The 24,524-nt window shown below is 71.7% G+C and carries 25 protein-coding genes; 16 read left to right on the top strand and 9 right to left on the bottom strand.

The annotated features are described in order from the left end of the window. Nucleotides 1-49: 49 nt before the first annotated feature. On the top strand, nt 50-1,261 hold the full coding sequence (locus ACLBYB_RS15245) for an acyl-CoA dehydrogenase family protein (protein ID WP_447699268.1): 1,212 nt from the start codon (nt 50-52) through the stop codon (nt 1,259-1,261). 93 nt (nt 1,262-1,354) lie between these two features. Here the strand turns inward: ACLBYB_RS15245 and ACLBYB_RS15240 are convergent, their stop codons facing one another. The 3 genes from ACLBYB_RS15240 to mobB all read right to left on the bottom strand — a co-directional run bounded on the left by ACLBYB_RS15240 (nt 1,355) and on the right by mobB (nt 3,626). After that, nucleotides 1,355-1,708: an avidin/streptavidin family protein gene (locus tag ACLBYB_RS15240; RefSeq protein ID WP_020094837.1), complete on the bottom strand. Its 354-nt coding sequence runs from the start codon at nt 1,706-1,708 to the stop codon at nt 1,355-1,357. A gap of 138 nt (nt 1,709-1,846) precedes the next feature. Continuing rightward, nucleotides 1,847-3,103 (bottom strand): molybdopterin molybdotransferase MoeA, encoded by a 1,257-nt coding sequence (locus ACLBYB_RS15235; RefSeq protein WP_447699267.1) that lies wholly within the window; start codon nt 3,101-3,103, stop codon nt 1,847-1,849. A 4-nt stretch (nt 3,104-3,107) separates the two neighbouring features. Continuing rightward, nucleotides 3,108-3,626 carry a molybdopterin-guanine dinucleotide biosynthesis protein B gene (gene mobB, locus ACLBYB_RS15230; protein ID WP_447699266.1) on the bottom strand — a complete coding sequence of 173 codons (519 nt, stop codon included), beginning with the start codon at nt 3,624-3,626 and terminating at the stop codon, nt 3,108-3,110. 250 nt (nt 3,627-3,876) lie between these two features. On the opposite strand from mobB, the gene ACLBYB_RS15225 reads away from it, so the two are divergent. The 3 genes from ACLBYB_RS15225 to fdhF all read left to right on the top strand — a co-directional run bounded on the left by ACLBYB_RS15225 (nt 3,877) and on the right by fdhF (nt 8,997). Beyond that, nucleotides 3,877-4,191, top strand: coding sequence for a hypothetical protein (locus tag ACLBYB_RS15225; RefSeq protein WP_447699265.1), 315 nt, complete (start codon nt 3,877-3,879; stop codon nt 4,189-4,191). A gap of 62 nt (nt 4,192-4,253) precedes the next feature. Further along, entirely contained in the window at nt 4,254-5,972 is a 1,719-nt protein-coding gene (locus tag ACLBYB_RS15220; RefSeq protein ID WP_447699264.1) for an NAD(P)H-dependent oxidoreductase subunit E, read from the top strand. Nucleotides 5,973-6,027: 55 nt separating this feature from the next. Next, the gene (gene fdhF / locus ACLBYB_RS15215; RefSeq protein WP_447699263.1) at nt 6,028-8,997 is read left to right on the top strand and encodes a formate dehydrogenase subunit alpha; all 2,970 of its coding nucleotides are present in this window, start codon (nt 6,028-6,030) and stop codon (nt 8,995-8,997) included. A 401-nt stretch (nt 8,998-9,398) separates the two neighbouring features. Here fdhF and ACLBYB_RS15210 read toward each other — a convergent pair whose 3' ends face one another. The 3 genes from ACLBYB_RS15210 to ACLBYB_RS15200 all read right to left on the bottom strand — a co-directional run bounded on the left by ACLBYB_RS15210 (nt 9,399) and on the right by ACLBYB_RS15200 (nt 12,960). Continuing rightward, the gene (locus ACLBYB_RS15210; RefSeq protein WP_091681636.1) at nt 9,399-9,728 is read right to left on the bottom strand and encodes a winged helix-turn-helix domain-containing protein; all 330 of its coding nucleotides are present in this window, start codon (nt 9,726-9,728) and stop codon (nt 9,399-9,401) included. A 164-nt stretch (nt 9,729-9,892) separates the two neighbouring features. Next, a complete protein-coding gene (locus ACLBYB_RS15205) occupies nt 9,893-11,872 on the bottom strand; it encodes a molybdopterin biosynthesis protein (RefSeq protein WP_447699262.1) in 1,980 nt (659 codons plus the stop codon). Further along, nucleotides 11,869-12,960 (bottom strand): molybdopterin-binding protein, encoded by a 1,092-nt coding sequence (locus ACLBYB_RS15200; protein WP_447699376.1) that lies wholly within the window; start codon nt 12,958-12,960, stop codon nt 11,869-11,871. Before ACLBYB_RS15200 ends, ACLBYB_RS15205 begins: the two co-directional genes overlap by 4 nt. 224 nt (nt 12,961-13,184) lie before the next feature. Here ACLBYB_RS15200 and ACLBYB_RS15195 point away from each other — a divergent pair, with 224 nt between their 5' ends. The 5 genes from ACLBYB_RS15195 to ACLBYB_RS15175 all read left to right on the top strand — a co-directional run bounded on the left by ACLBYB_RS15195 (nt 13,185) and on the right by ACLBYB_RS15175 (nt 16,839). Then, a complete protein-coding gene (locus ACLBYB_RS15195; RefSeq protein WP_091927623.1) occupies nt 13,185-13,880 on the top strand; it encodes an ABC transporter permease in 696 nt (231 codons plus the stop codon). After that, nucleotides 13,877-14,587 carry an ATP-binding cassette domain-containing protein gene (locus ACLBYB_RS15190; RefSeq protein WP_447699261.1) on the top strand — a complete coding sequence of 237 codons (711 nt, stop codon included), beginning with the start codon at nt 13,877-13,879 and terminating at the stop codon, nt 14,585-14,587. The genes ACLBYB_RS15195 and ACLBYB_RS15190 overlap by 4 nt, the downstream gene beginning before the upstream one ends. Further along, a complete protein-coding gene (locus ACLBYB_RS15185; protein WP_447699260.1) occupies nt 14,560-15,405 on the top strand; it encodes a substrate-binding domain-containing protein in 846 nt (281 codons plus the stop codon). Before ACLBYB_RS15190 ends, ACLBYB_RS15185 begins: the two co-directional genes overlap by 28 nt. Nucleotides 15,406-15,757: 352 nt before the next feature. Further along, on the top strand, nt 15,758-16,423 hold the full coding sequence (locus ACLBYB_RS15180) for a 5-formyltetrahydrofolate cyclo-ligase (RefSeq protein ID WP_447699375.1): 666 nt from the start codon (nt 15,758-15,760) through the stop codon (nt 16,421-16,423). Nucleotides 16,424-16,629: 206 nt separating this feature from the next. Then, nucleotides 16,630-16,839, top strand: a complete 210-nt coding sequence (locus ACLBYB_RS15175) for a cold-shock protein (protein ID WP_020094851.1) — start codon at nt 16,630-16,632, stop codon at nt 16,837-16,839. A gap of 37 nt (nt 16,840-16,876) precedes the next feature. On the opposite strand, the gene ACLBYB_RS15170 is transcribed toward ACLBYB_RS15175, so the two are convergent. Next, on the bottom strand, nt 16,877-17,128 hold the full coding sequence (locus ACLBYB_RS15170) for a hypothetical protein (protein ID WP_020094852.1): 252 nt from the start codon (nt 17,126-17,128) through the stop codon (nt 16,877-16,879). A gap of 206 nt (nt 17,129-17,334) precedes the next feature. Between ACLBYB_RS15170 and ACLBYB_RS15165 the strand changes: the two genes are divergently transcribed. The 3 genes from ACLBYB_RS15165 to ACLBYB_RS15155 all read left to right on the top strand — a co-directional run bounded on the left by ACLBYB_RS15165 (nt 17,335) and on the right by ACLBYB_RS15155 (nt 18,769). Further along, entirely contained in the window at nt 17,335-17,955 is a 621-nt protein-coding gene (locus ACLBYB_RS15165; protein WP_447699374.1) for a spermidine synthase, read from the top strand. Between the two features lie 190 nt (nt 17,956-18,145). Continuing rightward, on the top strand, nt 18,146-18,406 hold the full coding sequence (locus tag ACLBYB_RS15160) for a hypothetical protein (RefSeq protein WP_020094854.1): 261 nt from the start codon (nt 18,146-18,148) through the stop codon (nt 18,404-18,406). Nucleotides 18,407-18,493: 87 nt separating this feature from the next. Next, nucleotides 18,494-18,769 carry a hypothetical protein gene (locus ACLBYB_RS15155; RefSeq protein ID WP_447699259.1) on the top strand — a complete coding sequence of 92 codons (276 nt, stop codon included), beginning with the start codon at nt 18,494-18,496 and terminating at the stop codon, nt 18,767-18,769. Nucleotides 18,770-18,821: 52 nt separating this feature from the next. Here the strand turns inward: ACLBYB_RS15155 and ACLBYB_RS15150 are convergent, their stop codons facing one another. Continuing rightward, nucleotides 18,822-19,217 carry a TIGR02300 family protein gene (locus ACLBYB_RS15150; protein WP_020094856.1) on the bottom strand — a complete coding sequence of 132 codons (396 nt, stop codon included), beginning with the start codon at nt 19,215-19,217 and terminating at the stop codon, nt 18,822-18,824. Between the two features lie 373 nt (nt 19,218-19,590). Between ACLBYB_RS15150 and ACLBYB_RS15145 the strand changes: the two genes are divergently transcribed. After that, nucleotides 19,591-19,974 (top strand): hypothetical protein, encoded by a 384-nt coding sequence (locus ACLBYB_RS15145; RefSeq protein ID WP_042672250.1) that lies wholly within the window; start codon nt 19,591-19,593, stop codon nt 19,972-19,974. Nucleotides 19,975-20,177: 203 nt separating this feature from the next. Here the strand turns inward: ACLBYB_RS15145 and ACLBYB_RS15140 are convergent, their stop codons facing one another. Next, entirely contained in the window at nt 20,178-20,462 is a 285-nt protein-coding gene (locus tag ACLBYB_RS15140; protein WP_020094858.1) for a hypothetical protein, read from the bottom strand. Between the two features lie 299 nt (nt 20,463-20,761). Between ACLBYB_RS15140 and ACLBYB_RS15135 the strand changes: the two genes are divergently transcribed. The 3 genes from ACLBYB_RS15135 (at nt 20,762) to ACLBYB_RS15125 (ending at nt 24,386) form a co-directional block, all read left to right on the top strand. Continuing rightward, nucleotides 20,762-21,028 (top strand): hypothetical protein, encoded by a 267-nt coding sequence (locus ACLBYB_RS15135; RefSeq protein WP_447699258.1) that lies wholly within the window; start codon nt 20,762-20,764, stop codon nt 21,026-21,028. Between the two features lie 511 nt (nt 21,029-21,539). Next, entirely contained in the window at nt 21,540-23,156 is a 1,617-nt protein-coding gene (locus ACLBYB_RS15130; protein ID WP_447699257.1) for a GMC family oxidoreductase, read from the top strand. A 333-nt stretch (nt 23,157-23,489) separates the two neighbouring features. Then, a complete protein-coding gene (locus tag ACLBYB_RS15125) occupies nt 23,490-24,386 on the top strand; it encodes an SAM-dependent methyltransferase (RefSeq protein WP_447699256.1) in 897 nt (298 codons plus the stop codon). The last annotated feature ends 138 nt before the right edge of the window (nt 24,387-24,524 follow it).

Genomic DNA, 24,524 nt, shown 5'->3' with positions numbered 1-24,524 from the left:
GCCGACCACCGAACTTACTATGCATCTCGGACAGTCATGAGGTCTGAGAATGAACGGTTTCGCCCCCTCGATCCGCTCTGCCGCGCGAGCCGGAGATCCGGACGCGGCGTTTCTCGCGACCGTCGCGACGCTTCGGCCCCTCATCGCGGAGCACCGGTCGGCCCTCGCTGTCGGCCCGGACCTGCCGGAGCCGGTCGCAGAGGCGCTCATCGACGCCGGTCTCGCGCAGCTCTGGCTTCCGCGGGGCCTGGGCGGTCCTGAAGCGCATCCGCTGAGCGTCCTGGCGGCGATCGAAGCTCTGGCGGAACTCGACGGTTCGGTCGCCTGGTGCGCCGCGATCTCGTCCGGGGGCGCGTCACGCTTCGCCGACCTGATCGACGCCGACGTGATGCGTTCGCTCATCCCTGCCGGCAGGAAGTTCGCGGGCAGCGGGAGCGGCCAGCCGACGGGAACAGCGGTTCGCCATGGATCCGGCTGGCGGATCAACGGACGCTGGTCCTGGGCGAGCTTCTGCCGCTACAGTTCCGTGTCCGCACTGATGTGTGTGGAGATCGACGGCGAGCGGCCGAAGCTCGACGAGAACGGGCGGCCGTCGCTGCGCGGCGTCTTCATCGCCTCGAAGGATGTCGCGGTCGTCGGCAACTGGAATGCCGGGGGGCTCCGGGCCAGCGGGAGTCACGACGTCGCGTGCACCGACATCTGGGTGCCGAACGAGCAGACCATCGACGGCGCGAGCCTCATGATGCCTCGCGACAGAAAGCCCCTCTACATGCTGCCCATGGCATCGGCGGCCGCGATCGCCGCCATCGGTGTTCCGCTCGGGATCGCCCGGGCCTCGATCGACGCGTTCATCGATCTCGCGCAGACGAAGACGCCGCATGGCGGCAAGGTGCCCCTGAGACTTCGCGAGGATGTCCAAGTCGCGATCGCGCGTGCCGAGACGAGCCTCGGTGCCGCGCGCGCCTTCGCCCGGGACACGGTCTCCGAATTCTGGTGGGAAGCCGAGAACGGCCGTCCGATAACGCTCGCGTGGCAGGCCAAGCTTCGGCGGGCCTGCTGGTACGCGGGCCATGTCGGGAAGCAGGTGGTCACGAGCATGTACGAGGCGGCCGGCAGTTCCGCCGTCCTCGAAGACCTGCCGTTCGCGCGCCAGCTCCGCGATGTCTACGCGGCCTGCCAGCACATGCATTATCAGGACCGGCTGCTCGTGCCGACCGGCCGCATCCTTCTGGGCCTCGAAGCCGACGCGCCGTTCATCTAGAGCCGTCGCCGATCACGCATGCGCCGACCGCTCCTCGCGCCACGGTCGCCCCCGTTCCTCGGGACCCCATCGAGGAGGGACGCGGCCCTGGCTTCACGAACAGGCGTTCTCGACCTTCGAGAAGATGGTCGTCTCGAGCGCGACGTGATCGGCCACGGCCTTCGGCTGCGAGGACCGTTCGACGGCGTGGAAGACCGCGTGGATCGCCTCGGCCGTCTTCTCGTCGGTCCGGACGAGGCGCCCGGTCCAGGCCGTGATCTCCTGGGGCGACGACGTGCTGGTCACGAAGCCGATGATGTCGCCCTCGGCCGTGCCGACGAGGATGCGGCTTCGATGCGTCTGCGCGAAGCCGGGATCGGCGGCGGTGTAGGTCCCGGAGACCGCCTCGCCCATCTGGAGGAGGCGGAGTTCCGCGCCGGCTTGGCTCCGCCAGACACCATCGAACATCGTTGCTCAAGCCCGCCGATCGAGCGGCCGCTCGCACGGCCCATCACAAGCGATATAGCAGATTTGATATAACGGATGCGCGAGCCCGGCAATGCTGGGGCGCGGTCCGCGTCTCGTGAGGCCCTGAGTGCGGCCCCGCTACCAGAGGGCCCCGTGCGGGTGGAACCGCACGGCGTCGCCCGGCACGACCTCGGTCCGGTCATCCTCCAGCTCCACGAGGCCGTCGGATTCGGTGAGCGATGACAGCATGCCCGCGCCGTCGCGCTGGAACTTCCGGACCTCCCAGGCGCCGTCGGCGTCCCGGGCGAGGCTGACCCGGACGAACTCCCTGCGGCCCGCGCGCTTCCGATAGGGGAAGGCCGCTTTGACGGTGAATCCGCCCGACGGCGCGTAGGCCTCGCCGGCGAGCCGGGCGAGGAGCGGCCGCACCACGAACAGCAGGGTGACGTAGGCAGCCACCGGGTTGCCCGGCAGGCCCAGGAACGGCTTGCCGTCGATCATGCCCATCGCGACCGGCCGTCCCGGCTTGATCCCCAGCCGCCAGAACACGAGGCGCCCGATGCTCTCGACGGCGGTCTTCACGTGATCCTCGTCGCCGGTCGACACGCCGCCCGAAGTCAGGATCACGTCGTGCTCGGCGGCCGCCGCCGAGAGCCTGGCCGCGAGGGCCGCCGGGTCGTCGCGGATGACGCCGAGGTCGCGCGCCGCGACGCCCATCCGCCGGAGAAGAGCGAGCAGCAGGACGCGGTTCGAGTCGTAGATCGCGCCCGGCCCCAGGGGCGACCCGGGCTCGACGAGTTCGTTGCCCGTCGAGAACACGCCGACCCGCAGGGTGCGGCGGACCTTCAGCGTGCGCAGGCCGACCGCGGTCGCCAGGGCCAGGTCCTGCGGCCGGAGACGCCGGCCGGCCGCGATGATCGTCGAGCCCTTCGCCGCGTCCTCGCCGGCGTCGCGGCTGTTGGCGCCCCGCTTCAGCCCGAGCGGCAGGGACACCCGGCCGTCGGGCAGGACCTGGACGTCCTCCTGCATGAAGACGGTGTCGGCCCCCGCCGGCATCGGGGCCCCGGTGAAGATCCGGGCGGCCGAGCCCGCCACCGACACGCCTTCGGGGGAGGCGCCGGCCGCGACGACCGCGCCGACCGGCAGGATCGTCGCATCGGAGGTGCGCAGGTCCGCGAAACGGACCGCGTAGCCGTCGACGGCCGAGTTGGGGAACGGCGGGACGTCGATGGGCGCGACGCAATCCTCGGCCAGGACGCGCCCGTCGGCGTCCGGGACGGGAACGTCCTCGGTGCCGACGATCGCTGCGAGCCGCTCGCCGAACAGCGCGTGCGCGTCCTCGATGGTCATCAGAGGGCCGCCGAACGCGAAGCAGTCGTCGCTGAGCTGGGCCATCCGGCTAGAGCCTCCCGAGGACGTCTTCGAAGGGAACGGCCACGTCGAGCATCAGCCCCGTCACCGCCGCCGCGTCGTTCAGATCTACGACGGGAATGCCCGAGGCCGGAAACGCGACGTCGCTCGCGATGCCCGCGATGGTGGTGTCCAGCGGATGGAGGGGCGGGCGGCCGTTCTCGGCGCGATGGACCTCGATCTTGGGGACGGGCTCCCGCTTGTACCCTTCCACGACGACGAGGTCGCACGGGCTGATCCGCCGCAGGAGCTGGCCGAGGCTCGCCTCCTGCTCGTCGCGCAGCTCGTGGACCTGGGCCCAGCGGCGGCCCGACGAGATCAGAACCTCGCTCGCGCCCGCCCTGCGGTGCTCGTAGGAATCCTTCCCGGGCCAGTCCGTGTCGAAGTCGTGATGGGCGTGCTTGATGGTCGCCACCCGCACCCCGCGGGCGACGAGCAGGGGGATGGCCCGGACCAGCAGGCTGGTCTTGCCGGCCCCGCTCCACCCGGCGAGTCCGATTACGCGCATGCCGGACACCGCTGACAGCCCCTCTCGTGCCGTTCCCACTGCCCCGCGCGAGGGCTCAGGGCAAGCGTCGGCCGCGCCGCCGGGACGCGTGACCCCGGCGTCACGCAAATTGAAACGACTTCAAAAACGATATAACACCTCCGCTATAACGGCTGCCATTTGGTATGCCACGAGCGAGCGCCACGCCAACGGACCCGAACGGGCACGCCATGCACGACTTCAACCGTCCCTCGATCGCGCAGGCCTGAGCATGGGCGACGCATCCTCCACGGCGGACTGGGCCGCCATCGTGACGGACGCCTACTGCGCCGACGCGAAGCCGCCGCTCACGCAGGAGCTCGCCGGCCGGGTCCGCGACGCGCTCGCCCAGGCGGCCGCGTCGCCGGCCGGAGACGCGCCGGGCTCCCTGATGGACCGCCTGAACGACGCCCTCGACGCGTTCGAGACCGAGCTGCGCTCCGTCGTCGGACCCAGGGTCACGTCCCTGGACGAGGCGACGGGCGCGGCCACGATGAAGCCGCGGTCCGAGGCCGGCCAGCCGCTCCGGGCCTTCGGCGGCCAGTAGCCCCCGACCGGACCTCAGGGCACCGCGACCACCCGTCCCAGCAGTTGGAAATCAGATAGCGCATGAGTGAGGCACCGGGGACAGTCAGGACTTTCTCGCATCCCGGCCGGGGGCGGAACAAGGCGCGCAGCGTCCCCAAGGGGCGCCAGGTCGAGCCGCGGGCAAAGGTCGAGATCGAGGCGCTTCTCGGCTCCCGCTCGCGCCAGCGCGACCTGCTCATCGAGCACCTGCACCTGATCCAGGACACCTACGGCCAGATCAGCGCCGAGCACCTGGCGGCGCTCGCCGACGAGATGGCCCTGGCCTTCGCCGAGGTGTTCGAGACCGCGACCTTCTACGCGCATTTCGACGTCGTGAAGGAGGGTGAGGCCTCCATCCCGCGGCTGACCGTCCGGGTCTGCGACAGCATCACCTGCGCGATGTTCGGCGCCGACGAGCTGCTGGAGAAGCTCCAGCGGGAACTCGCCTCCGACGCCGTCCGCGTCGTGCGCGCGCCCTGCGTCGGCCTGTGCGACCACGCGCCCGCCGTCGAGGTCGGGCACAACTTCCTGCACAAGGCCGACCTCGCCTCCGTGCGGGCCGCGGTCGAGGCCGGCGACACGCACGCCCATATCCCGGACTACGTCGACTACGAGGCCTATCGGGCCGCCGGCGGGTACGCGACCCTCGACCGGCTCCGCAGCGGCGACCTTCCGGTCGACGACGTCCTGAAGGTGCTCGACGACGGCGGCCTGCGCGGCCTCGGCGGCGCGGGCTTCCCGACGGGGCGCAAGTGGCGCTCGGTGCGCGGCGAGCCCGGGCCCCGGCTGATGGCGGTCAACGGGGACGAGGGCGAGCCCGGCACCTTCAAGGACCAGCTCTACCTCAACACCGACCCGCACCGCTTCCTCGAGGGCATGCTGATCGGCGCCCACGTCGTCGAGGCGCCGGAGGTCTACATCTACCTGCGCGACGAGTATCCCATCTCCCGCGAGATCCTGACGCGCGAGATCGCGAAGCTCCCCGCGGGCGGCCCGCGCATCCACCTGCGCCGCGGCGCCGGCGCCTATATCTGCGGCGAGGAATCCTCGCTGATCGAGTCCCTCGAAGGCAAGCGCGGGCTGCCGCGGCACAAGCCGCCGTTCCCGTTCCAGGTCGGCCTGTTCAACCGTCCGACGCTGATCAACAACATCGAGACGCTGTTCTGGGTCCGCGACCTGATCGAGCGGGGCGGCGACTGGTGGAAGAGCCACGGCCGCAACGACCGCGTCGGCCTGCGCTCCTACTCGGTCTCGGGGCGCGTGAAGGAGCCGGGGGTGAAGCTCGCCCCGTCCGGCCTCACCATCCAGGAACTGATCGACGAGTATTGCGGCGGCATGGCGGAGGGCCACACCTTCGCGGCCTACCTGCCGGGCGGCGCGTCGGGCGGCATCCTGCCGGCGTCGATGAACGACATCCCGCTCGATTTCGGGACGCTGGAGAAGTACGGCTGCTTCATCGGCTCCGCCGCGGTCGTGATCCTGTCGGACCGGGACGATGTGCGCGGCGCCGCGTTGAACCTGATGAAGTTCTTCGAGGACGAGAGCTGCGGGCAGTGCACCCCCTGCCGTTCGGGGACCCAGAAGGCCCGCATCCTGATGGAGCAGGGCGTCTGGGACACCGAGCTCCTGGGCGAATTGTCCCAATGCATGCGGGACGCCTCGATCTGCGGCCTCGGCCAAGCCGCCTCGAACCCGCTCAGCAGCGTCATCAAGTACTTCCCGGACCTGTTCCCCGCCCCGCGCGCCGCGGCTGCCGAGTGAGGCAACCGATGGTACCGGCGAACCCTATCCCGATGTCCGAGCCAGGAGCGGCCGCATGAGCAACGCCCCCGAACAGCGCGGCGACAAGACCGAGAAGGCCGAGATCCGGGCCGACGGGCTGCAGGATGCGGGCGGCCCCGCGCCGGGCCCGAAGCCGGGGGCCGGCGGCTCCTACTCGGAAGGGGCGAAGGCGGGCGGCCAGGCGGCCCCGGAGCCGTCGGGCCTGCACGATCTGAAGGAGCGGCCGACCGCCCCCCCGACCATCGCGTTCGAATTCGACGGCCAGCAGGTCGAGGCCGCCCCCGGCGAGACGATCTGGGCCGTCGCCAAGCGCCTCGGCACCCACATCCCGCACCTCTGCCACAAGCCCGAGCCGGGCTACCGCCCGGACGGCAATTGCCGCGCCTGCATGGTCGAGATCGAGGGCGAGCGCGTGCTGGCCGCCTCGTGCAAGCGCACGCCGGCCGTGGGCATGAAGGTCAAGTCCGCGACCGAGCGCGCCACCAAGGCCCGCGCCATGGTGCTCGAGCTGCTCGTGGCCGACCAGCCCGAGCGCGCGACCTCGCACGACCCGACCTCGCACTTCTGGGTACAGGCCGACTTCCTCGACGTGTCCGAGAGCCGCTTCCCCGCGGCCGAGCGCTGGACCGGCGACTTCAGCCACCCGGCCATGAGCGTCAATCTCGACGCCTGCATCCAGTGCAACCTCTGCGTCCGCGCCTGCCGCGAGGTCCAGGTCAACGACGTGATCGGCATGGCCTACCGCTCGGCCGACGCGAAGGTGGTGTTCGACTTCGACGACCCGATGGGCGGCTCGACCTGCGTGGCCTGCGGCGAGTGCGTCCAGGCCTGCCCGACCGGCGCGCTGATGCCGTCCGCCTACCTCGACGCCGAGCACAACACCCGGACGGTCTATCCCGACCGCGAGGTGACCTCGCTGTGCCCCTATTGCGGCGTCGGCTGCCAGGTCTCCTACAAGGTGAAGGACGAGAGGATCGTCTACGCCGAGGGCGTGAACGGCCCGGCCAACCACAACCGGCTCTGCGTGAAGGGCCGCTTCGGCTTCGACTACGTCCACCACCCCCATCGCCTGACGGCGCCGCTGATCCGCCTGGACAACGTCCCGAAGGACGCCAACGACCAGGTCGACCCGGCCAACCCGTGGACGCATTTCCGCGAGGCGACCTGGGAGGAGGCGCTCGACCGCGCCGCCGGCGGCCTCAAGACGGTCCGCGACACCCATGGCCGCAAGGCGCTCGCCGGGTTCGGCTCCGCGAAGGGCTCGAACGAGGAGGCCTACCTCTTCCAGAAGCTGGTGCGGCTCGGGTTCGGCTCGAACAACGTCGACCACTGCACCCGGCTGTGCCACGCCTCGTCGGTGGCCGCCCTCATGGAGGGGCTGAACTCGGGCGCCGTGTCGGCGCCGTTCTCGGCGGCGCTCGACGCCGAGGTCATCATCGTGATCGGCGCCAACCCGACCGTGAACCACCCGGTGGCGGCGACCTTCCTCAAGAACGCCGTGAAGCAGCGCGGCGCCAAGCTGATCGTCATGGATCCGCGCCGGCAGGTGCTGTCGCGGCACGCCTACAGGCACCTCGCGTTCAAGCCCGGCTCGGACGTCGCGATGCTCAACGCGATGCTCAACGTGATCATCGAGGAGCGGCTCTACGACGAGCAGTACATCGCCGGCTACACCGAGAACTTCGAGGCGCTCAAAGAGAAGATCGTCGAGTTCACGCCGGAGAAGATGGCCTCGGTCTGCGGCATCGACGCGGAGACCCTGCGCGAGGTCGCCCGGCTCTACGCCCGCGCCAAGTCCTCGATCATCTTCTGGGGCATGGGCATCAGCCAGCACGTCCACGGTACGGACAACTCGCGCTGCCTGATCGCGCTCGCCCTCGTCACGGGGCAGATCGGGCGCCCCGGCACCGGCCTGCATCCGCTGCGCGGCCAGAACAACGTCCAGGGCGCGTCCGACGCCGGCCTGATCCCGATGGTCTACCCGGACTACCAGTCGGTCGAGAAGGCCGCGGTGCGGGAGATGTTCGAGGAGTTCTGGGGTCAGAAGCTCGACCCGCAGAAGGGCCTCACCGTCGTCGAGATCATGCGGGCGATCCACGCCGGCGAGATCAAGGGCATGTTCGTCGAGGGCGAGAACCCCGCGATGTCCGACCCGGACCTGAACCACGCCCGGCACGCCCTGGCGATGCTCGACCACCTCGTCGTGCAGGACCTGTTCCTGACGGAGACCGCCTTCCACGCCGACGTGGTGCTGCCGGCCTCCGCCTTCGCCGAGAAGGCCGGCACCTTCACCAACACCGACCGTCGCGTGCAGATCTCGCAGCCGGTGGTGTCCCCGCCGGGCGACGCGCGGCAGGATTGGTGGATCATCCAGGAACTGGGGAAGCGCCTCGGCCTGCCCTGGAACTACGGCGGCCCGGCCGACATCTTCCGCGAGATGGCCATGGTGATGCCGTCGTTCAACAACATCACCTGGGAGCGCCTGGAGCGCGAGGGCGCCGTGACCTACCCGGTCGACGCGCCGGACCAGCCCGGCAACGAGATCATCTTCTACGCCGGCTTCCCCACCGAGAGCGGGCGCGCGAAGATCGTCCCGGCCGCCGTGGTGCCCCCGGACGAGCTGCCGGACGAGGACTACCCGATGGTCCTGTCGACCGGCCGCGTGCTGGAACACTGGCACACCGGATCGATGACCCGGCGCGCCGGCGTCCTCGACGCGCTGGAGCCCGAGGCGGTCGCCTTCATGGCCCCGAAGGAGCTCTACCGGCTCGGGCTGGAGCCCGGCGACACGATGAAGCTGGAGACGCGCCGCGGCGCGGTCCACCTGAAGGTGCGCTCCGACCGCGACGTGCCGGTCGGCATGATCTTCATGCCGTTCTGCTACGCCGAGGCCGCGGCCAACCTGCTGACGAACCCGGCGCTCGACCCGATGGGCAAGATCCCGGAGTTCAAGTTCTGCGCGGCCCGGGCCTCCGCCGTCCACACGGCGATGGCCGCCGAGTAGGCGGCGTGACCTCCGGCGGCGCGCCCAGGCGTGCCGCCGGCCCCTGGCGGCGGACATCGGGCTCGCGGGCTGATACTGTTTCCAATTGATCAGCCCGGTGCCGTCTTTGCGAGCGCAGCGAAGCAATCCAGTCGGCGCCCCGCTGACCGATGTCGCGCAGCCCTGGGTCGCTTCGCCGCGCTCGCGATGACGCAGCGGGCTGATACCGTTTCCGGTTGATCGGCCCAGTGCCGTCCTTGCGAGCGCAGCGAAGCAATCCAGTCGGCGCCCCGCTGACCGATGTCGCGCGGCCCTGGGTCGCTTCGCTGCGCTCGCGATGACGGAGCGGGTTGCACAGACCGAAGCCGAGGCCCGACCTCGAGAGACCGCTCCCGACGGACGCGCGCCTCCGCGCGTCGCTCCTACGAATCGACCTTCATCAGCGAGGCGAGAAGGTCGAGCTCGCCCGCCACGGCCTCCGAGGCGAGCCGCTCCATGCGCAGGTAGCTGTCGAGGATGGCGTCGCCCGTGCTGGTCAGGACCGCCCCGCCGCCCCGGCGGCCGCCCTTGCTCGCGGAGACGAGCGGCTCCTGGAACGCCTTGTTCAACGTGTCGATGAGGTACCAGGCTCGCTTGTAGCTCATGCCCATCCGGCGCCCCGCGGCGGCGATGGAGCCGGTGTCGCGGATGCCGCTCAGGAGGGCGGCCTTGCCCGGTCCCAGCAGGGTGTCCGAGCCGAGCTCGATCCGCAAACTGATGCTCGTGTCCTCGCCCAACGCACACCGCCGCTTCGCTGGAGGCCCCAGCGCCTCGCAGGCGTCCCTACGCGAAACGGCCGTGTCGATCATCCCGGCGGGCGACAGGATCGTCCGTCCCGTTCCGTCGAGGCCCGCCAACGGTGCGCGCGTCACGCGGCTCACGCGGCGGGCGTGAAGCCCAGAGCGCGCAGCGCGGCGGCCGTCTTGGGCTCGCCCAGCAGGCTCAGGAAGGCCGCGAGCGCCGGCATCTCCCGCGCGTCCGCGCGATACGCGAGGTCGTAGGCCTCCTCCGTCAGCGGGCGGAAGCCCAGCCCGTAGGCATCCGCGACGCTCGCGATGGCCACGCCCCAGTCCGCCCTGCCCTGCGAGACCGCCGCGGCGACGGCGTTGTGCGAGCGCGGCTGGTTCCAGAACCCCGCCGGCCGGGCACCGTTCAGCAGCCCGTCCACGAGCAGGCGCGTGCCCGATCCGGCGTTGCGGTTGACCATCACGGCGTCGGGGTCGGCGAGCGCCGCGGCGACCGCGTCCGCGGCATCGCGCCCTTCGAACCGGGCGTCGCCGCGGCGGAACACGACGCCCTGGAGGCGGCGCCACCCGGGCGCGAGGGACAGGCCCTCGGTGAGGAACGGGGCATTGTACCGGCCCGTCTCGGGATCGAAGAGGTGCATGGCGGCGACATCGCACTCGCCGCGCCGCAGGGCGGCGAGGCCGCCGGCCGACCCAACCCAGATGGTGCGGGCGCGGTACCCTCGCTCGCCGAGCAGGCCGACCACCCGGTCGAGGCCGATGCAGTGGCTGCCGACGATCGTCAGGTCCGGCGCCCGCACGCCGGCGCCCAGGCGGACCACGGCGACGCCCTCCCCCGCCTCGACGCCGGCGCGCGCGGCCGGAACCGCGAAGAAGCCGTCCGCCTGCGAGAAGGCGGTGACCGAACCCGAGCCCTTCGGCAGCGGCAGGGCGATCGTCCCCTCGCGACCGTGGGCGAGGGAGGTCATCACGAACTCGGTGCGGCCGAGTTCGGAGGGCACCCGCTGGGACACTTGCGCCGCGATCGTCTCGTCCTCGCGCGGCGGCAACCCGGCGAGCGCCCGCACGTACGGCACGACGAAGTCGTGGAAGGTGAACATCGCGGAGGTGGGGAACCCCGGCAGGACGATGACCGGCTTTCCCTGCGCCACCGCCACGCAGAGCGGCTTCCCGGGCTTCAGGGCCACGCCGTGGAACAGGATTCCCGGCTCGCCGAGGCGGGACAGCACCCGGTGCGACACGTCGCCGGCGCCTTTGGACGTGCCGCCCGAGAGCACGACGAGGTCGCTGTCCCGGAGGGCGGACCGGAGGGCGGCCTCGAGGACGGAAGCCTCGTCGCGCACGATCCCGAGCCGGACCGGCTCCCCGCCGTTCTCGGTCACCGCGGCCGCGATGATCGCGCCGTTCGAATCGTAGATCGCGCCCTCGGGCAGGGGCTCGCCCGGTGCGACCAGCTCGTCCCCCGTGGACAGGATTGCGACCCGCGGGCGTCCTGTGACGTCGACGGCCGCCAGGCCGCACGCCGCCAGCATGCCGATCTCGCGGGCGGTGATCCGCGTTCCCGCGCGCAGCACCGTCTCGCCGCGGGCCATGTCGGCCCCGGCATAGCCCACGAACTGCGCCGGCCGCACCGCGGTCAGGACATCGACGGTAAGGCTCCGGGCGTCGAACTCCGTGTGCTCGACCATCACCACGGCGTCGGCGCCGCGGGGGATCACGCCGCCGGTGGCGATCGGCGTCGCCGTACCCGGCTGGACGACGACGGTCGGCGCGACGCCGCAGGCGAGGATCTCGCGGTTCAGCGTGAGACGCCGCGGGCTCGCCGGCCCGGCGCCTTCCGTGTCGGTCGCGCGCAGGGCGAAACCGTCGACCAGGGACCGGTCGAAGGGCGGGACGTCCATCGGCGAGGCGACGTCGCGGGCCAGAACGCGCCCGAGCGCGTCGTCCAACGACACCGTCTCGGACGGCAGGCGCGCGTGCGGGACCGCCGCCCGGAACCGCGCGAGCGCGTCGTCCCGGCTCATCACCCGGAGGAACTGCTCCTGGCTCGAGGCCGCGGCGAGGCGCGCGACGAAATCCGCCGCCCCGTCACGGTCCGCGTCGGCGCTCACAGGGCCCAAACCTCTACCTCCTCGCCGGCCCGGAAGCCTTCGCTCTCCGGCTCGACCACGACGATGCCGTCCGCCTGCACCAACCGACCGAGCGGAAGGCCGGCTCCGCCCAGCGGCTCCACGCCGTCCGACCCGCTCCGGACGAAGACGACCTCGGACAGACCGATCGACGAGACGATCTTCCGGAGGAGGACGTGCCGCCGCGGCGAGCGCTCCCGCGCGCCGGCGAGCCGCGCGATGAGCGGACGGCCGAGGGCCAGGAACGCGGCGAGCGCCGCCTCGGGAGGCCCGGGCACCAGGAGGACCGGCCTGCCGGCCGCGGAGCCGACCGCGGTGGTCTCCCCGGGCCGCAGGGCGATGCCGTGCGCGCGGACGTCTCCGGCGCGGGCGAGGGCCGCCGCGCTGTGGTCCGAGCGGCCGAAACCGCTGCCCCCGACCACCAGCACCGCGTCCGCCGTGCCGCCGCGGATGGCCTCGGCGATCTCCTCGACCCCCCGGGCGCGAACCGCCTCGGTCGCCCCGCCCGCCCGCGCGATCAGACGCCCGAGCAGGGGCGACACGGTATCGAGGCTGGACGTCCCGGCGGTGACGACGCGCAAGCGCGGCTGACGGACGTCGACCGCCTCCAGGCCGGCCGCCTCCAGGACGAGCAGGTGAAGGGGCTCGATCCGGGTGCCGGCCTCGATCAGCCGCGCGTTGGCGGCGACGTCGTCTCCCGCTCCGCGCACGCCCTCCCGCGGGGCGATGTCCGCGACGACCATGCCGTCCGCGAATCCCTCCGGGGGTAGGACGGCATCGGTGCCCGACGGCAGCGGCTGTCCCGCCTCAACCCAGGGCGGCGGTCGCGCCGGGAAGATCGGCGCGTAGGCCGACGCGCCGCCCACCGCGGCGGCCGCGACCGCGAAGCCGTCGTGCATCGCCGTCGGGCCCGCGGGCACGGCGGCGTGCGCGACGACCGCTCGCGCGGCGACGCGTCCGAGCGCCGCTGCGAGCGGGACGGTCGCGGGTTCGACGGGAGCCGCCGCGCCGCTGAGCAGGATCGCCGCCTCCCGAAGCGGGATCAGCGCCGAGGACGCATTCCGGATCATCGTGGCGGCGATGCGCCATCCGGGTTCGATGATCAAGGGCCGGCGCGGCGGCCGACCCGCCGACACGACAACGGTCGCCCCGGGCGATATGCTCACCGCCTACCCGTACGCGCTCCCCTGACAGGCATGACAGGTCCATTCCGCCGAACCTGCGTCACGAGGTCGGCCTCGACGGCTGATCTCGCCATCCGCCTCGTCCGATTCCCGAGGACCGGCCCGGGGGCATGATGCAGACGCTCCAGGACATCCTCTCCCGCCTGTTCAGCCTGGATCGGGACGTGCTGGCGATCGCGTGGCTGTCGCTGCGTGTCAGCCTCACCGCCGTCGGCATCGGTCTCGTGCTCGGTATACCCCTGGGTGCGTTCCTGGCCGTCGCCCGCTTCCCCGGACGCGGCGCCGCGGTCGGCCTGCTCAACGCCTTCATGGGGCTGCCGCCGGTGCTCGTCGGCCTCGCGCTCTACCTCGTCCTGTCCCGCTCCGGTCCGCTCGGACCGCTCGGCCTGCTGTTCACCCCCGCCGCGATGATCGCCGCGCAGGCGACGCTCGCGACCCCGCTCGTCGCCGCCCTGACGCAGCAGGTCGTCGCCGACGCCCGGGTGCAACTCGGGGAGCAGCTGCGCTCCCTCGGGCTCTCCGCACCGCGTCAGGCCGCGGCGATGATCTACGACGTGCGCTTCTCCCTCGTGACCGCCGCGCTCGCCGCGTTCGGCCGGGCGATCTCGGAGATCGGCGCGGTCCTCGTCGTCGGCGGGAACATCGACGGGTATACCCGCACGATGACGACGGCGATCTCGCTGGAGACCCAGAAGGGCGATCTCAGCCTCGCCCTGGCGCTCGGCCTCGTGCTGATCGGCCTCGTTCTGGTGGTGAACGTCGCCGTGGCCCTGCTCCGCCGGCACGCCGCGCGGGTGTACGGATGAGCGCGACGCCGGCCATCCGCCTCGAGGACGTGACCCTGGTCCTCGACGGTCGGACGGTGCTCGACCGTCTCTGCCTGGAGGTCGCTGCGGGCAGCGTCACGGCCGTCATCGGCCCGAACGGGGCGGGCAAGAGCGTCACCCTGAGGGTCGTCGACGGGCTCCTGCGGCCCGTCGGCGGTACGGTGCAGGTCGGCCCGCACCGGCGGGCCTTCGTGTTCCAGCGGCCGGCGCTGATCCGCGCGACCGCGGCCGCGAACGTCGCGCTGGCTCTCGGAGACCTGTCCCGTCCTGCGCGGGCCGCGCGAGTGGAGGAAGCGCTCGCCCGCGTCCGCCTCTCCGAGCGCGCCCGCGATCCCGCGACGCGGCTCTCGGGCGGCGAGCAGCAGCGGCTGGCGCTGGCCCGTGCCTGGGCGGTCGGCCCCGGCCTGCTCCTCCTCGACGAGCCGACCGCGAACCTCGACCCGGCCTCGACCGAGATCGTCGAGGGATTGGTGTCCGCGATGGCGCGGGCGGGCACCACGGTCGTGCTCGTCTCACACAATCTCGGGCAGGTGGCGCGCCTCGCCGACGCGGTGATCGTGCTGGCCTCGGGCCGCGCCGTCGAGCATGGTCCCGCCCGACAGATCCTGTTCTCGCCCCGGACGTCCGAGGCGCGGGCCTACCTCGCTGGGGAATTGCCGTGGACGCCTTTCGTCGCCGCCTCCTGACCCTGGGACTGGCCGCGCTCCTGAGCGCGGCTGCTCTCCTGTCGCCGGCCGAGGCCGAACCGACCTCGATCGTCGTCGCCTCGACGACCTCGACCGAGCAATCCGGCCTGTTCAAGCACATCCTCCCGCTCTTCCGGGACACGTCCGGGATCGACGTGAAGGTCGTCGCCCTGGGCACGGGACAGGCGCTCGACGCGGCGCGCCGCGGCGATGCCGACGTGGTCCTGGTCCACGACCGTCCGGCCGAGGACAAGTTCCTCGCCGAGGGCTTCGCGAAGCGGCGGTACGACGTGATGTACAACGATTTCGTGCTGATCGGCCCGGCCTCCGATCCGGCCGGCGTGCGCGGCCTGGGCGTGCGCGAGGCCTTCGCCAAGCTCGCGGCCAGCAAGGCGGCGTTCGTGTCGCGCGGGGACCGCTCGGGCACTCACAGCGCCGAGTTGCGCAGCTGGAAGGAGGCGGGCGTCGATCTCGCGGCCGTGCGCGGCCCCTGGTACCGGGATGTCGGCCAGGGCATGGGGCCCGCGCTCAACACGGCCTCGGCCCTCGGCGCCTACATCCTCGCCGACCGGGGGACGTGGCTCGCGTTCAAGAACCGCGCCGACCTGGTCATCCTGGTTCAGGGGGACCGGAGCCTGTTCAACCCCTACGGCGCGATGCAGGTGGATCCCGACAGGCACCCCGGCGTGAAGGCGAAGCAGGGACAGGCCTTCATCGACTGGCTCGTCTCACCGGAGGGGCAGCAGGCGATCGCGGGCTACAAGGTCGGCGGCGAGCAGCTGTTCTTCCCGAGCGCCGGCGCGCCCGTGACGCGCTGACCGGGGATCCCCGGGTCGAAGCGCCGGACCGCCGTCGACGCGCGCGCCTGCCCGTCTCGGGCACCCGCGAGGGTGGGCGGCGGATCTCGCCGGCATTCGCCATCGTGCCGCTCGGAGACCGGCCAGGGACGATGGCCGGCCGGGTCGGAACGGCGCGGGACGTCGCGATCCGCTTCACCGAACCGGAGGTGCCGAGCGCGCGTTTGGCCGAGGTCACCCAGGACTGTGCGGGTCCACCGTCGCGAGGGAGATCATCGTGGTCGGGCATTCAACCGAGCGGCCTGAGACGCCCCCGGAACCCGCGGCGCCCGAACACTCCGCGTTCGGCGCGTACAGCTCTCCCCCCTGCTTCATGCACGAGCTCGGCCCCGACTTCGTCAGCCCGGCGGCGGAGCCTCGGCCTTCCGAACCCTGCGGTCCTGAGAGCGCCGCATCCGACTGGCCGAGCGTGCGGCAATGGCGAAAGGAGACCCGCGCCGCGCTCATCGCGCGGCGGGTCGGCATCTCCGCCCAGGACCGCGCCGCCCGGAGCGAGCGGATCGAGCAGGGTCTCCGAGCCGCTCTACCTTCGGCATCGGGCCTATCGATCGGTCTCTACTGGCCCTTCAGGGGCGAGTTCGACGCCAGATCCCTCCTGACGGAGCTGCGCGGAAGCGGGGCGCGACTGGCGCTTCCGGTCGTCGTCGAGAAGGCGCGCCCGCTCCAGTTCCGGGTCTGGTCGCCGGGCGAGCGCATGATCCGCGGCGTCTGGAACATACCCGTTCCCGCAGAGGGCGAGATTGTCGACCCGGACGTCCTGATCGCGCCGCTCGTCGGCTTCGATCGGGCAGGGTACCGCCTGGGATACGGCGGCGGCTTCTATGACCGGACCATCGCGTCCAGGTCGACGAAGCCGCGGGTCATCGGCGTCGGCTTCGAGCTCGCGCGGCTCGCGACGATCCACCCGCAGGCGCACGACGTCGCCATGGACATCATCGTGACGGAAGGCGGCGTCTCGCCCCGCACGGAGCGACCCTGATCGCGCCGCGGAGCGGGCCGGTGCCCGCGCTGGCCGGCTCGGCAGAGCCTGGCCCAGGACCGTTCGGCCTGAGGTCGGCGGATGAGGGCGCGGGGGTCTCAACCGAGGCTCCTGATCGGGGGGCCCTTGGAACAGGCGGCCGCGGCGGCTCGTTCAGGCGTCACGGCCCGCCACGTTGGCGAGCCGGTGACGACCAGGATACAGCCATGGCTACAGGCACCGTGAAGTGGTTCAACGAGACCAAGGGCTACGGTTTCATCCAGCCCGACGATGGCGGCAAGGACGTGTTCGTTCACATCTCGGCCGTCGAGCGTGCGGGCCTTCGCTCCCTCAACGAGGGTCAGAAGATCTCCTATGACGTCGAGGCGGACCGCCGCAGCGGCAAGGAGAGCGCCGCCAACCTGAAGGCTGGCTGAGCACCGCGCGACGAGTGGCCTGGATCGGGGCCGCTCGTCACAGATCGGGCTTCGAACTCGGGGCAGGAGACCGCGTCAGGCTCTCGATCTCCCGCATCGGCCTCCCCGACTTGCGGGCGATCTCCTCTTCCTGCTCGGTGATGAGAGTGCGTGCCGGCTCGTCGCCGTCGAGGCCGCCCAGGATCTCGGCCGGCACGCGCCGATTCGAGGCGCGGCTGCCGTCGGCGTAGGTGACGTCGAACAGCACGAACCCCTGCACCTTCGGCAGAGACTTGGTACGCTTGGCCATGAGGGGTATGCCGGCTTCTCGGACGAGGCGAACGCCGTCGCGGCCCCTGCGTCTTGCAGGCGCGACGCGCGGTCAGGAGCGCGTCTCATAACCCATCCTTCCCGTTTGCCGGAATATCCATGGCGCCGGCCCACAGAGGGACGCCTGTGACATCTTGGACGCACATCGACACCGGCCTCGTTCCCGGCGGGACCCCGTTGCACCTGATGCAGCGGGGCCACGAGTTCTCGATCGTCGCCGACACGATCGAGCTGATGAACAGCACCCGCGGGGCCTCCGAGGAGGCGCTGGCGATCCTCGCTTGCGGCCGGGTGCGCGGGCGGGGCGCGGCGCGGGTGCTCGTCGGCGGCCTCGGAATGGGGTTCACCCTGCGCGCGGCCCTGCGCAACCTCGAGCCCGAGGCGCGCGTCACGGTCGCCGAACTGGTACCGACGGTCGCGGCTTGGGCGCGCGGACCGCTCGCGGGCGTCTTCGCCGGCTGCCTCGACGACGCCCGCGTCGATCTGCGCGAAGCCGATGTCGAGCACCTGATCCGGTGCGGCCCGGCCGCCTGGGACGCGATCCTGCTCGATGTCGACAACGGACCGGAAGGGTTCGTGCGCCCGGAGAACGATCGCCTCTACGGCAAGCACGGGTTGGAATCGGCGCGGCGGGCGCTGCGGCCGGGCGGCGTGCTCGGCGTCTGGTCGGCCAATCCCGACCGCAAGTTCAAGGCGCGCCTCCAGCGCTCGGGTTTCGCCGTCGAAGAGGTTCGCCCCCACGCGAACGGACGCAGCGGCCCGCGGCACGTGGTGTGGATCGCGACCTCCGCCGGCCCGACGGTCTGACCCTTCCTGAACGTTGATTGGGCCGCGTTCCAGCCCTGACGGCCTTGCCTCGGCAGCGAGCGGGCGTCCTTCGCACTCTATCCTTCGCGTCCCGGCCCTCTTACACTCGATCCGTCGCCAGATCGGCCAGACTTCAGGTTCCGGCGGCTTGGGGGACGCGTGCCCCCTCCTACGGAGCCGTGAGCCCGCGATGGCCGACCTCATCGATTTCCCCGGGAAACGCCGAGGCTCCGGCTCGGCCTACCGGTTGCACCGGTTCGGCGCGGACGGCAGCGACCGCGGCACGGTCCTCATCCGAGCCCGCGACGACGCGGAGGCCAGGCATCAGGCCGACAGGCTGGCCGAGGGATTGTTGGCCGAGCTGTGGTCCGGGGACCGGCTCCTGGATCACTTCGCGCCGGCCGGTCACCCGGTTGCGGCCTGCATCGGTCCCCTGCGCGACGGGCCCTGATCCCGCGGACGCGCTGGCCTGCCGGCGCCGCGAGCCAGCCGTTGTTACATTGTTGCATGCTCTCGCGCGAGGTGCGATACGCCGCGGATGTCAGTTGAGGCCACGCTCTGGGATCTGGTGACCGCCGAGCGTATCGCCATCGAAGATGTCGGCGCCGCCGTCGACGCCTACTTGGCAGAACCGACCACCCAGGATCACGCCATCGGTCCGGACCACGTGCTCGATCTCGCGGCGGCCGTCGCGGCCCATCCCTCCGCGCCCGCGATCGTGGTCGACACCGAGTCCGACGAGCCGTCGCGCCGCATGGCGGTGCGGGCGGCCCTGCTCATGAGCCGCCCCACCACCCGATCAAACAGCGACTGAGATTGCGGCCACCCGCGCCCGTCCGCCGGACGACCGGCGGCGTCGTACGGGTTTACTGGTCGTCATCGTCGTCGTTGACCTCGACGAGATCGCTGGTGTCGTCATCGTCCTCATCGACGACGAGGTTGTCGTCGTCGACCTGCTCCCCATCGTCCTCGATGTCGAGCGCGTCGTCATCCTCAGCGTTGCTGTCCGTGTCCTTCTCGGCCTCCTCGGCCTCGACCTCGTCCAGCGAGACGAGTTCCGGGCCCTCCGTCTCGTCCTCTTCGTCGCTCGGCGCCTCTTTGCGCGCGACGACGGGAGCGCTCCCCCTGGAATACGATGTCGCGGCAGCGATCGGCACGACCTCGCCCGAGTAGGGCGAGATCACGGGATTCTTGCCGAGATCGTAGAACTTCTTCCCCGTCGTCGGGCAGATACGCTTCGTGCCGAGGTCCGGACGCGCCACTGAGACTCTCCCTGAAGGCCGTGAGACGCTGGATCGCCAGCGAGCATGCGGTGATGTCTACCACAGTCGGCAGCCCGATGCCCCGCCTCTTCGCGCCGAGCGAGGCGTGTCTGCACGACAGAGGTGCCGACACGCGATCGGCAGAGGAGGCAGAGGGGGAGAGTGCGGCGGGGCCCGACCTCCGTGATGCCGCGCGATGTCGCGGACGCTGCGGTGACGCAGCGACCGCGATGTCCGCGATGCGGGTAGGACGTCATCCAAATAGGGGTGGTGCTCCGGAGCACGTCGCGCCGTGATGTGTGGTGCTTAATCGTGTCTCGCACCGTCATCGCCGATGGGATTTGTGCGGCGCAGGTGCTGGAGGGTCTCCACCATGTTGACTCGCACCGTCATAGGCCTCGTCGCCCCCGTCTGCCTCGCCGCCGCGTGGGCCACGCCGTCCCTGGCACAGCCGGCCGCCAATGGCGGGCCGAAGTTCCTCATCCACGGCAACTATTGCGGCCCCGGCAACAACGCGCCTCTGCCGCCTATCGACGCCCTCGACGCAGCCTGCGCCCGCCACGACGCCTGCACGCCGGATATCGGACTTCCGACAAAGGCCTGTAACCTTCGACTGGAACGCGAGGCAGCCGCGGTTGCTCGGGATCCGCGGCAGCCGGACAATGTGCGCTCCCTCGCCGGATTCGTCGCGTCGTTCGCGGCGTCGAACGCGTCGAGCCCGGCGCCGACGGTGCTCCCCGCGAGACTGGCGCGCTGAGAGCCCGACGCATCCGCCACCATTCGCCCGCGCGGGCGCAGGGCGCCGGCTCGAACCGGAAGCCGGCGGGATCGCCGGCCGTGGGGGTTCATCCCGCCTGCGCAGTCTGCCGCCCCGGTCCCACGCGCGGGAATCCGGTGACGGCGATGGCGCGCGCGGAGCCCGCCGCGGCCGGGCGGGCCGCGTTGCGCGAGCGTGGGGGCCTACCGTCCGCTGGGCGCGGCGTAGCTGCCGGTAACGCCGTTACCCCGGCTGCTGCCGCCCGCAGAGCCGGGGGTCTTGTTCCGGACGAAGCTCGCACCCGGATAGCGCCGCTGGACCCGCGACATCGAGTGTCGCCGCACGTGATGGCGCCTCATCCGGACGTCGGTGAGCATGTCGGACGGCGACGAGAGGCCGGTCGCGGGGCCCGCGGGAACGGCCGAGGCGGGGACGGCCAGGACGCCGAGGCCGACACCTGCGAGCGCGGCGAGAACGAGAATGCGCATAGAACTCCTCCATGCCTCGGCGGAGATGGATCGCCTCGGCATGGAGGGAAGACCTGAAGCGCGCGACTGGTTCAATGAGCGTGCCTTCGTGAGCGCAGTCTGCCGGGCGGCCGCGACGCCGGCGGCAGAGACAGCCTGGTCACGCGCGGTCACAGCTGCGCCGCCGGCGCGATTAATCCCGGACGCCGCGTGCGCAGCGGCACGTCGCTCCGAGACAATCGCCCCCATATCAGTGTCACGCAAGATGAAATGGGCCGTAAGTCTCGGACTGTACTGCGTAAAGGAGCAAGAATTAGCCTATGAAGACCCGTATCGCCGCTACCGTCACCGCTCTCATGCTCGCCGTAGCTCCGATCTCGTCCGCCATGGCCTACGATCGTCCTGCCTGGACTGGCTCCACGCCCTACGATGTCGAAACCACGGGCTCGTTCGGCGCCCTGTTCGGCGGCCGCTACGACCGCGACCCCTGGACCTGCCCGCAGAGCTCGGCCGCGGAGGGCAATGCCAACCAGCAGAACTTCCCGGTCAAGCAGTACGGCCAGACCGCCGGTGGCAACCGCTGCTGAGGTCGGGGGACACGATGCTGAAGGCCTTCTCCTACGCGATGATCGGCGCCTTCCTGGGCGGCCTCATGATGACCGTCGTCGGCTCGGCCGGCGTGCTGATGGGCCTGTGAACCCGGCAAGATGCCGGCGGCCACCCGGTAACGGACCACGAGACTGACGCGAGCGGCGGGGTGCGAGCCTCGCCGCTTTCGCGTGTCCTGCCGCTCGATCCGCCGATCCGACCTGCCCGCTCGCCGGCTTGTGGCGCGGACGAGAAACCGTGTCCCATGTAACGCGCGCGGTCACGCGCCGAAATCCACCTGTAACAGAAGCATTGCGTTATCGATCCGCGCGTCGAACGCGGGCCGCGCGCCGCTTCGCGCGGCAGCCCGATCGCGGCGCCACTGATGTTCCGGCAATCCCGACGCGGCGATTGCTGGAGCGCGGAGACGTGAGCGTCGGAATGTTCCGCCCGATCCTCGAGTGACCGAGATCATTCCGATCCGCTGCTACAGGTGAGACTTTCCAGATCATGAGCACTTCAGACGCCCTCGACCGGGCCGATTTCGCGCGGCGGGCGGGGGAGAACCAGGCCCGGCTGACCGCCGACCTGAAACCGGCCTACGACTTCGTCGTCTGCGGCGCGGGCGCCTCCGGGTCGGTCGTCGCGCGGCGGCTGGCGGAGAACCCCGAGGTGCAGGTGCTCCTGCTCGAGGCGGGCGGCTCGGACGACGCCGAGGCCGTGCTCGATCCCGCCCTCTGGCCGACCAACCTCGGCGGGGCGCGGGACTGGGGCTTTCGCGCGGAGCCGAATGCCCACCTGAACGGACGCACGCTCTCCATGGCGATGGGCAAGGGCCTCGGCGGCGGCTCCAGCGTCAACGTGATGGTCTGGGCGCGCGGCCACCGGTGCGACTGGGACGCCTTCGCCGCCGAGGCCGGCGACGCGGCCTGGGGCTACGACAGCGTCCTCGACATCTACCGGCGCATCGAGAACTGGCGCGGCGCCCCCGATCCGGCGCATCGCGGAAGCGGCGGTCCGGTCTGGGTGCAGCCCGCCTCCGATCCCAGCCCCGTGGCCCACGCCCTGCTCGACGCCGCGCGGGACCTCGGCATCCCGACCTTCGACAACCCCAACGGGCGCATGATGGAGGGGCCCGGCGGCGCGGCGATCACCGACATGCTGGTCCGCGACGGCCGGCGCGTCTCGCTGTTCCGCGCCTACGTCCATCCCTGGCTCGACCGCCCCAACCTGACCGTCCTCACGGACGCGCTCGTCCGCCGCGTGACCTTCGACGGCCGCCGCGCCACGGGGGTCGAGTTCGTCCACGCGGGCGCGGTCCGGACGGTCGGCGCGCGTGCCGAGACGGTCCTGTCGATGGGGGCGATCCACACGCCCAAGGTGCTGATGCTCTCGGGGATCGGCGACCGGGACGAGCTCGGGGCGCTCGGCATCCCGTCGGTGCAGCACCTGCCCGGCGTCGGACAGAACCTTCAGGACCACGTGTCCTTCGGCTGCACCTGGGAGTATGCCGACCCGATCGCGCCGCGGAACAGCGGCAGCGAGGCGACCCTGTACTGGACGAGCCGGCCCGGCCTCTCGGCGCCGGACCTGCTGTTCTGCCAGGTCGAGTTTCCGGTTCCGAGCGAGCAGACCGCGGCGCGCGGCGTTCCGGCCCACGGCTGGACGATGTTCGCCGGCCTCGCGCAGCCCGCCAGCCGCGGCCGCCTGCGGCTGCGGAGCGCCGACATGGCGACGCCGCCGGTCATCGAGGCGAACTTCCTGTCCCACCCGGCCGACGTGACGGCGGCCGCGGCCTGCGTCGATCTCTGCCGCGCCCTCGGCAACGCGCCGGCGTTCCGCCCGTACGTGCGCGTCGAGGCCATGCCGGGCCCGCTGTCCGGCGCGGCGATGGCGGACTACATCCGCGATGCCGCCGTCACCTACTGGCACCAGAGCTGCACCGCCCGGATGGGCCGCGACGCGCTGGCGGTCGTGGACGGGGCGCTCCGGGTCTACGGCATCGACGGCCTGCGGGTCGCCGACGCCTCGATCCTGCCCCGCGTGACCACCGGCAACACCCAGGCGCCGTGCGCGGTGATCGGCGAACGGGCCGCCGAGATGCTGAAGCGGGCGCACGGCCTGTAACGCCCGTCGCCGCAGCGAGCACGATCGGCGGACCGGAGGGCTCGCTCAGGACGCCCCGTCGCGCGGACATCGCACCGGCCGAGCCGGGCGTCGATCCCGTCCCCGGAATCGCGACGCACAGCGCGTCGCGGACGGCCCGATCAGGCCGCGTGTGACGGCCGGAAGCGCTGAGGTCCCCTGAGCCGCTGTCGAGGAGCGACCGGGCGGATGATCCACGGTCTTACGGCCGGGAAAGACACCGCGGATCCTTGCCCGGCCTCTTTCCGAGGATGCCGGGCCGTCCTGTTCGAGTGCCACGACGCGTCGTGGCGATCATCACTTCGGCGGTCGCGGATGGCTATCGACACGATTGAACACACGCTGCGCGCGATGGGAAACGCGGCGCGAGGCCTGGCCGCGATCGGTGCGGCCCTGCGATTGCGGCAAGACGCGCGGGAATACGCGCGCGAAGGCGCGAGGGCGGTCGATCCCGAGGTGGCGCGCCGACTGCGCGACGTGGTCGCCGCCGTCATCCCGGGCGGCCTCGGTGAGCTCGAACCCGAGCAGGTGTCCGCGCTCCTGGCATCCGTCACTCACGCGCTTGAGGAGGCGCGGGATCTGCTGGATCACCCGGAGCGGCCGCCGGTCTGGCAGGTTCGCGGTCCCGCGATGTTGCAGGCTCAAGGCCAAGCGTCGCGCAGCGTCGTGCGGCGCCTCGCGGCCTTGTCGACCGAGCGCCCGTCGCTCGCGGCCGCACTCACCGGGCGCTTCCTGGATGTCGGCACCGGCGTGGGCGGCATCGCGCTGGAGGCCGCGGCACACTGGCCCTCGCTGCGGGTCGTCGGCCTGGACATCTGGGAGCCGGCCCTGGCCTTGGCGCGCGCGAACGTGGCGGCGAGCCCCTTTCACGGCCGTATCGAACTCCGTCTGCAGGATGTGACGCGGTTCGACGATTCGGCAAGCTACTCGCTGATGTGGCTTCCGGCACCCTTCCTCTCCCGGGACGCGGCCCGAACAGCGCTCGATCGACTCACGGCGGCCCTCGAGCCGCGGGGGTATCTGGTGGTCGGACTCTACGCTCCGCCGGCGGATCCCGCGGCCGCCGCGCTCGCTGCCCTGCGGCTGGCCCGCAGCGGCGGACATCTGTGGGAAGGCGCGGCCATGGAGGCCGAACTCCGCGCACGCGCCTTCACCGCGGTCGAGACTTTCGCGGGCCAGCCGGTCACGCTCGTGATGGGGCAGCGCGCGTAGAGCGATCGCACGCGCGCGGCCAACGGCGCGGGCCGCCTGCCCGCCGCGGCGTCGGAGTTCGCGGTCGTCCCGACCGGTCGAGGTTCGGTCGAAGCGCGCACCCGAGCCCCCGCGAGGGATCCCGCGTCGAGCCCCGCG

The organism is Methylobacterium sp. D54C (genome assembly GCF_053345595.1).
This window is presented reverse-complemented; position numbering and strand designations above follow the sequence as displayed.